Origin of the sequence: Pseudomonas sp. (genome assembly GCF_032058845.1) — a bacterium.
GTDB lineage: Bacteria > Pseudomonadota > Gammaproteobacteria > Pseudomonadales > Pseudomonadaceae > Aquipseudomonas.
Genome location: NZ_DAMCCR010000009.1, coordinates 60,395 through 67,758 on the forward strand (window position 1 = coordinate 60,395; position 7,364 = coordinate 67,758).

Below are 7,364 nucleotides of genomic sequence, written 5' to 3' on the forward strand. Positions count from 1 at the left end.
TTTATTTTCCAAGCCGTGAGGAATTCCAAACATGTTGAAAGGCTACGGGGCAGTCATCCTCGATGGCGCCTGGCTGACGTTGCAGCTGGCCCTGTCGTCGATGGCGCTGGCCACGGTGCTCGGCTTGATCGGCGTCGCGTTGCGCCTGTCGCCGGTGCGCTGGCTCGCCTGGCTGGGCGACCTGTATTCCACGGTCATTCGCGGCATTCCCGACCTGGTGCTGATCCTGCTGATTTTCTATGGCGGCCAGGACATCATCAATCGCCTGGGCCCGCTGGTGGGCTATGACGATTTCATCGACATCAACCCACTGGCGGCCGGCATCGGCACCCTGGGCTTCATCTTTGGTGCCTACCTCTCGGAAACCTTCCGCGGCGCCTTTCTCGGTATTCCCAAGGGCCAGGCCGAAGCGGGTGTGGCCTATGGCATGAACAGCCGGCAGGTGTTCTTCCGCATCATGGTGCCGCAGATGATCCGTCTGGCGATTCCGGGCTTCACCAACAACTGGCTGGTGCTGGCCAAGGCCACTGCGCTGGTCTCGGTGGTGGGCCTGCAAGACATGATGTTCAAGGCCAAGCAGGCAGCCGATGCTACCCGCGAACCTTTCACCTTTTTCCTTGCTGTGGCGGCGCTGTACCTGGTGCTGACCAGTGTTTCGTTGCTGGCGCTGAAGTACCTCGAACGGCGCTACTCGGTGGGCGTCAAGGCGGCTGAACTATGATTTTCGATTACACCGTCATCTGGGAGGCCATGCCGCTGTACCTGGGTGGCCTGCTGACCACCTTGAAGCTACTGCTGATCTCGCTGTTCTTTGGCCTGTTGGCTGCCATCCCTCTCGGGCTCATGCGCTGTTCGAAGAACCCTCTGGTGAACGGCGCCGCTTGGCTCTACACCTACGTGATCCGCGGCACGCCGATGCTGGTCCAGCTGTTCCTCATCTACTACGGCCTGGCCCAGTTCGAGGCCGTGCGCGAAAGCGTGTTGTGGCCCTGGCTGTCCAGCGCGACCTTCTGCGCGTGCCTGGCATTTGCCATCAACACCAGTGCCTATACCGCCGAAATCGTTGCCGGCAGCCTCAAGGCCACGCCCCATGGCGAGATCGAGGCAGCCAAGGCCATGGGCATGTCGCGCCTGAAGATGTACCGGCGCATCCTCCTGCCCTCGGCCCTGCGCCGGGCGCTGCCGCAGTACAGCAACGAAGTGATCATGATGCTGCAGACCACCAGCCTGGCCTCGATCGTGACCCTGATCGACATCACCGGCGCTGCGCGCACCGTCAATGCCCAGTACTACCTGCCCTTCGAGGCTTACATCACGGCGGGGGTGTTCTACCTGTGCCTGACCTTCATCCTGGTACGCCTGTTCAAGCTGGCCGAGCGCCGCTGGCTCAGCTACCTGGCGCCGCGCAAGCACTGAACGCTCTGTGAGAACCGACAGCATGTACAAACTCCAAGTCCAAGACCTGCACAAGCGCTACGGCAGCCATGAAGTGCTCAAGGGTGTTTCTCTGGCGGCCAAGGCGGGCGATGTGATCAGCATCATCGGCTCCAGCGGCTCGGGCAAGTCGACCTTCCTGCGCTGCATCAACCTGCTGGAGCAGCCGCACGGTGGGCAGATCCTGCTCAACGACGAACCTCTCAAGCTGGTTGCCGGCAAGGATGGCGCGCTGCGCGCCGCCGATGACAAGCAACTGCAGCGCATGCGTTCGCGTCTGTCGATGGTGTTCCAGCACTTCAACCTGTGGGCACACATGACGGCGCTGGAAAACATCATCGAGGCGCCGGTGCACGTGCTGGGCATGAGCAAGAAAGCCGCCCTGGAAAAAGCCGAGCATTACCTGGCCAAGGTCGGCGTTGCGCACCGCAAGGATGCCTACCCGGGGCACATGTCGGGCGGTGAGCAGCAGCGCGTGGCCATCGCTCGGGCCCTGGCCATGGAGCCTGAGGTGATGCTGTTCGACGAGCCGACCTCGGCACTCGACCCGGAACTGGTCGGCGATGTGCTCAAAGTCATGCAGGGCCTGGCCCAGGAAGGCCGGACCATGGTCGTTGTCACCCACGAGATGGGGTTTGCCCGCGAGGTGTCCAACCAGCTGTTGTTCCTGCACAAGGGTATCGTGGAGGAAACCGGCCACCCGCGCGAGGTGCTGGCCAACCCGCAATCGGAGCGGCTCAAGCAGTTTCTCTCGGGTAGCTTGAAATAGAGGCTGCCGCTTTGCACCAGAATAGGGCATCCTGCGCAGCGACTGCTGGTCCTGTGCACGGTGCCGCGTGGCGAAGGTCAAGCGAGGCGGCAGCTGCCGCGCCATGCTGTTGGCCGCACGTCACCGTCTTGGTGTGCAGGACCTTTCTGGCCTCATTGCAAGGCGTTCATGAACGCATATCAAGGCTTTGCGTACAGAGGCTGAGCTACCCTTGGCGCCTCAGACTCGAACAGGTTTCGGACCGCACCCTATGACCACCCAGCGTATCGGTTTTCTCATCTGGCCCAGCACCCGTCCGCTGACCCTCGCACTGGCAGAGGAAGTGCTTGAGGTGGCGCAGCGGGTACACCCGGATGTGAGTTACGAACTGCTGTTCGTCCAGGCCGAAGCCACGCCCGAGCAAGCCTGGCGTCTGCCGGGCGAAGCCTGGGGCAGCCGCCTGGAAGGCTGCGACAAGCTGTTCCTGCTGGCCGACGAGCCGCCCCAGGCCATTACCGCGGCGGTGTCCAGTTCGCTCAAGCAACTGGCGCGTGCCGGCTGCGTGATCGGCGGGCTGTCGGCGGGGGTGTATCCGCTGGCCATGCTCGGCTTGCTGGATGGCTACCGGGCGGCCGTGCACTGGCGCTGGCAGGATGACTTTGCCGAGCGTTTCCCCAAGGCCATCGCCACCAGCCACCTGTTCGACTGGGACCGCGACCGCCTCACCGCCTGTGGCGGCATGGCCGTGACCGACCTGATGCTGGCCATGCTGGCTCGTGACCACGGTGCCGAGCTGGCAGGCGCGGTGTCCGAAGAGCTGGTGGTAGAGCGCATTCGTGAGGGTGGCGAGCGCCAGCGTATTCCGCTGCAGAACCGCCTGGGCTCGAGCCATCCCAAGCTGACCCAGGCCGTGCTGCTGATGGAGGCCAACATCGAAGAGCCGCTGACCACCGACGAGATCGCCCAGCACGTCTGCGTATCGCGCCGGCAGTTGGAGCGGATCTTCAAGCAGTACCTGAGCCGCGTGCCGAGCCAGTACTACCTCGAGCTGCGCCTGAACAAGGCCCGGCAGATGCTCATGCAGACCAGCAAGTCGATCATTCAGATCGGCCTCTCCTGCGGCTTTTCCTCGGGCCCGCACTTTTCCAGCGCCTACCGCAATTTCTTCGGCGCCACCCCGCGCGAAGACCGCAATCAGCGCCGTAGCAACAGCCCGTTCGAGCTGAGTTCGGCGCCGGTGGAGAAGGGCTGAGGCGAGCAGGGGTGAGGCAAATGGGGCTGAGGTGCCGCAAACCAGATCGGCTGCGCCCTGCGCACCCCACGCCCAAAGCCTCAGCCGCGCTGCAATAAACCCGATTCACAAACTGACCCCCCGTTCACGCCACCTCGCCGTGCCGTTACACTGCGCGATTGTGACCGTCTGTGTCGCATTGCCAACAGCCTGGTGGTAGCGGGGTGTGGCGCTGTAACAAGATGTCGCCTGGCTGCAAGGACAGGCGACGCCCAGTCCTTACAATCCCCAAACGCTCGCTGCCCCCGGCCAGCGTTCCGCTTCAGGAGATTCTGATGTCCGTTGAGCAAGCCCCGGTGCAACGTGCCGATTTCGACCAGGTCATGGTTCCCAACTACGCGCCGGCGGCGTTCATTCCGGTTCGCGGCCAGGGCTCTCGCGTGTGGGACCAGTCCGGGCGCGAATTGATCGACTTCGCCGGCGGCATCGCGGTCAACGCCCTCGGCCATTGCCACCCGGCGCTGGTCCAGGCGCTCACCGAGCAGGCCAACACCCTCTGGCACGTGTCCAACGTCTTCACCAACGAGCCGGCCCTGCGCCTGGCGCACAAACTGGTGAACGCCACCTTCGCCGACCGCGCGTTCTTCTGCAACTCCGGTGCCGAAGCCAACGAGGCTGCGTTCAAGCTGGCCCGTCGTGTGGCCCATGACCGCTTCGGTGCGGACAAGCACGAAATCATCTCCACCGTGAACAGCTTCCACGGCCGTACCCTGTTCACCGTCAGCGTCGGCGGCCAGCCGAAATACTCGGACGGTTTCGGACCGAAAATCGAGGGCATCAGCCACGTCGCCTATAACGACCTGGACGCGCTCAAAGCGCAGATTTCCGATAAAACCTGCGCGGTGGTCATCGAGCCGATCCAGGGCGAGAGCGGCGTGGTCCCGGCCGACAAGGCCTATCTGGAGGGCGCACGCGCCCTGTGCGACCAGCACAACGCGCTGCTGATCTTCGACGAAGTGCAGACTGGCGTAGGCCGTACCGGCTCGCTGTACGCGTACCAGCACTTCGGCGTCACCCCGGACATCCTCACCAGCGCCAAGAGCCTGGGCGGCGGCTTCCCGATCGGCGCCATGCTCACCACCAGCGAGTGGGCAGCGCATTTCGCCCCTGGCACCCATGGCACCACCTACGGCGGCAACCCTCTGGGCTGCGCAGTGGCCTGCGCGGTGCTGGATGTGATCAACACGCCTGAAACCCTGGCGGGTATCCGCGAGCGGCACCAGCGCTTCAAGACCCGTCTGGAGCAGATCGGCAGCGAGCACCAACTGTTCAGCCAGGTGCGTGGCGTCGGTCTGCTGATCGGCTGCGTGTTGAGCGACGCCTGGGCGGGCAAGGCCAAGGACGTGCTCAACGCCGCCGAGCAGGAAGGCGTGATGGTGCTGCAGGCTGGCCCGGACGTGGTGCGCTTTGCCCCGAGCCTGGTGATCGACCATGCCGACATCGATGAAGGTCTGGAGCGTTTCGCCCGCGCCGTGGCTCGTCTGACCCAGGCCTGACCTGCGTCGCCCAGCCCTGTGTTGGCCCATCGGCTGACGCCGGGCCACGAATCGATCCAGCGGCTGCGTGCGCTCGTTGCAAGCCACGCAGCCGTTTTTCCCCGTGTCGGCCTGGCCGGCGCGTTTCCCTCGAAGGAGTGACACCATGCTGGTAATGCGCCCCGCGCAGATGGCTGATCTGAATGAAGTGCAGCGCCTGGCTGCCGACAGCCCCATCGGTGTCACCTCGCTGCCCGACGACGCCGGGCGTCTGGGCGACAAGATCGCCGCCTCGGAAACGTCCTTTGCCGCCGAAGTCAGTTTCAACGGCGAGGAACGCTATTTCTTCGTGCTCGAAGACAGCAGCACCGGGCGCCTGGCTGGCTGCTCGGCCATCGTTGCCTCAGCCGGCTACTCCGAGCCCTTTTACAGTTTTCGCAACGAGACCTTCGTGCACGCTTCACGCGAGCTGAAGATCCACAACAAGATTCACGTCCTGTCGCTGTGCCATGACCTCACCGGCAACAGCCTGCTCACCAGTTTCTACGTCGTGCCGGAACTGGTCAGCAGTGCCTGGGCCGAGCTCAATTCCCGCGGGCGCCTGCTGTTCATGGCCTCGCACCCCGAGCGCTTCGCCGAGTCGGTGGTCACCGAGATCGTCGGTCACAGCGACGAGCAGGGCGACTCGCCGTTCTGGGATTCCATCGGGCGCAATTTCTTCGCCATCAACTATGCCGAGGCCGAGCGCCTGTGCGGGCTGAAGAGCCGCACCTTTCTCGCCGAACTGATGCCCAACTACCCGATCTACGTGCCGTTGCTGCCCGACCGCGCGCAAGAGGCCATGGGCCAGGTGCACCCGCGGGCGCAGATCACCTTCGACATCCTCATGCGCGAGGGCTTCGAGACCGAGCACTACATCGACATCTTCGACGGCGGCCCGACCCTGCACGCACGCACCTCGGGCATTCGCTCCATCGCCCAGAGCCAGGTCGCCGACGTGAAGATCGACCCCGCTGCCACGCCCGGTGGGCGTGCCTACCTGGTCTGCAATGGCCAATTGCAAGACTACCGCGCGGTGGTGTTGGAACTGGACTGGGCACCGGGGCAGCCGGTGCTGTTGAGCCTGGAAGCGGCCGATGCGCTGGGCGTTGGCGAGGGTGCGAGCGTGCGTCTGGTTGCCGTCTGAGCCCTGACCGCCGGGGCGCCGATGGGCGCGGTAACAGTGAGTTTCGCGGCAGGCACAGGCCACCGCTCAAGGAGAAAGCATGATCGTTCGTCCAGTACGCAGCAGCGATTTACCGGCACTGATCGAGTTGGCGCGCAGCACCGGCAACATCGGCCTGACCACCTTGCCCGCCAACGAAGCGCGGCTGGCGCAGCGCGTCACCTGGGCCGAGAAAAGCTTTCGCGGTGAAGCCGAGCGCGGCGACACCGACTACCTGTTCGTGCTGGAAAACGACGAAGGCCTGGTCATCGGCATCTCCGCCATCGCCGGCGCCGTGGGCCTGCGCCAGCCTTGGTACAACTACCGCGTAGGCCTCACGGTCAGCGCCTCGCAAGAACTGAACATCTACCGCGAGATCCCCACGCTGTTCCTCGCCAACGACCTCACCGGCAACGCCGAGCTGTGCTCGCTGTTCCTGCGCAGTGATTACCGCAGCGGCCTGAACGGCGGCTTGCTGTCCAAGGCGCGGCTGCTGTTCATGGCCGAATTCGCCGAGCTGTTCGGCAAGAAAGTGATTGCCGAAATGCGCGGCATGTCCGACCCCGCTGGCCGTTCACCGTTCTGGGAAAGCCTGGGCCGGCACTTCTTCAAGATGGAATTCAGCCAGGCCGATTACCTGACCGGGGTCGGCAACCGCGCGTTCATCGCCGAACTGATGCCCAAGTTCCCGCTGTATACCTGCTTCCTCTCCGAAGCGGCACGCGCGGTGATCGGCCAGGTGCATGCCGACACTCAACCGGCGCTGGCCATGCTCGAGCGCGAAGGCTTCACCTACCAGGGCTATGTCGACATCTTCGACGCCGGCCCTGCCATCGAATGCGAGACCGCGCGCATCCGCGCGGTGCGCGACAGCCAGACCCTGGTGCTGGCGGTCGGCACGCCGGGCGACGACGCCACCCCCTACCTCATTCACAACCGCAAGCGCGAAGACTGCCGCATCACGGCCGCGCCCGCGCGCCTGGCCGCCGGCACACTTGTGGTCGATCCGTTGACCGCCAAGCGTCTGCGCCTGGGCGCGGGTGACCACGTGCGTGCGGTGTCGTTGTCGGTGGCGCGGGAGGCGCGCTCATGAGCACGCATTACATCGGGGGGCAGTGGCAGGTCGGTGAGGGCGCGCTGGTGCAGTCGCTCGATCCTGTCACGCAGGCGGTGCTGTGGCAGGGGCGGGCGGCCCAGGCCGTTGACGTCGAG

At 64.6% G+C, this 7,364-nt stretch carries 7 protein-coding genes; all 7 read left to right on the forward strand.

Annotation, left to right across the window (positions count from 1 at the left end; all coding sequences use genetic code 11):
• The first annotated feature begins 31 nt into the window (after positions 1-31).
• Positions 32-721: an ABC transporter permease gene (locus RT028_RS03405; RefSeq protein ID WP_312932464.1), complete on the forward strand. Its 690-nt coding sequence runs from the start codon at positions 32-34 to the stop codon at positions 719-721.
• A complete protein-coding gene (locus RT028_RS03410) occupies positions 718-1,416 on the forward strand; it encodes an ABC transporter permease (protein WP_312932466.1) in 699 nt (232 codons plus the stop codon). The genes RT028_RS03405 and RT028_RS03410 overlap by 4 nt, the downstream gene beginning before the upstream one ends.
• 22 nt (positions 1,417-1,438) lie before the next feature.
• Complete coding sequence (locus RT028_RS03415) at positions 1,439-2,203, forward strand: ATP-binding cassette domain-containing protein (protein WP_312932468.1); 765 nt, start codon at positions 1,439-1,441, stop codon at positions 2,201-2,203.
• Positions 2,204-2,453: 250 nt separating this feature from the next.
• The gene (locus tag RT028_RS03420; protein WP_312932470.1) at positions 2,454-3,434 is read left to right on the forward strand and encodes a GlxA family transcriptional regulator; all 981 of its coding nucleotides are present in this window, start codon (positions 2,454-2,456) and stop codon (positions 3,432-3,434) included.
• A gap of 314 nt (positions 3,435-3,748) precedes the next feature.
• Positions 3,749-4,969: an aspartate aminotransferase family protein gene (locus tag RT028_RS03425; RefSeq protein WP_312932472.1), complete on the forward strand. Its 1,221-nt coding sequence runs from the start codon at positions 3,749-3,751 to the stop codon at positions 4,967-4,969.
• Positions 4,970-5,114: 145 nt separating this feature from the next.
• Positions 5,115-6,134: an arginine/ornithine succinyltransferase subunit alpha gene (gene aruF / locus RT028_RS03430; RefSeq protein WP_312932474.1), complete on the forward strand. Its 1,020-nt coding sequence runs from the start codon at positions 5,115-5,117 to the stop codon at positions 6,132-6,134.
• 79 nt (positions 6,135-6,213) lie between these two features.
• Positions 6,214-7,245, forward strand: coding sequence for an arginine N-succinyltransferase (gene astA, locus RT028_RS03435; RefSeq protein WP_312932476.1), 1,032 nt, complete (start codon positions 6,214-6,216; stop codon positions 7,243-7,245).
• Positions 7,246-7,364: the final 119 nt, after the last annotated feature.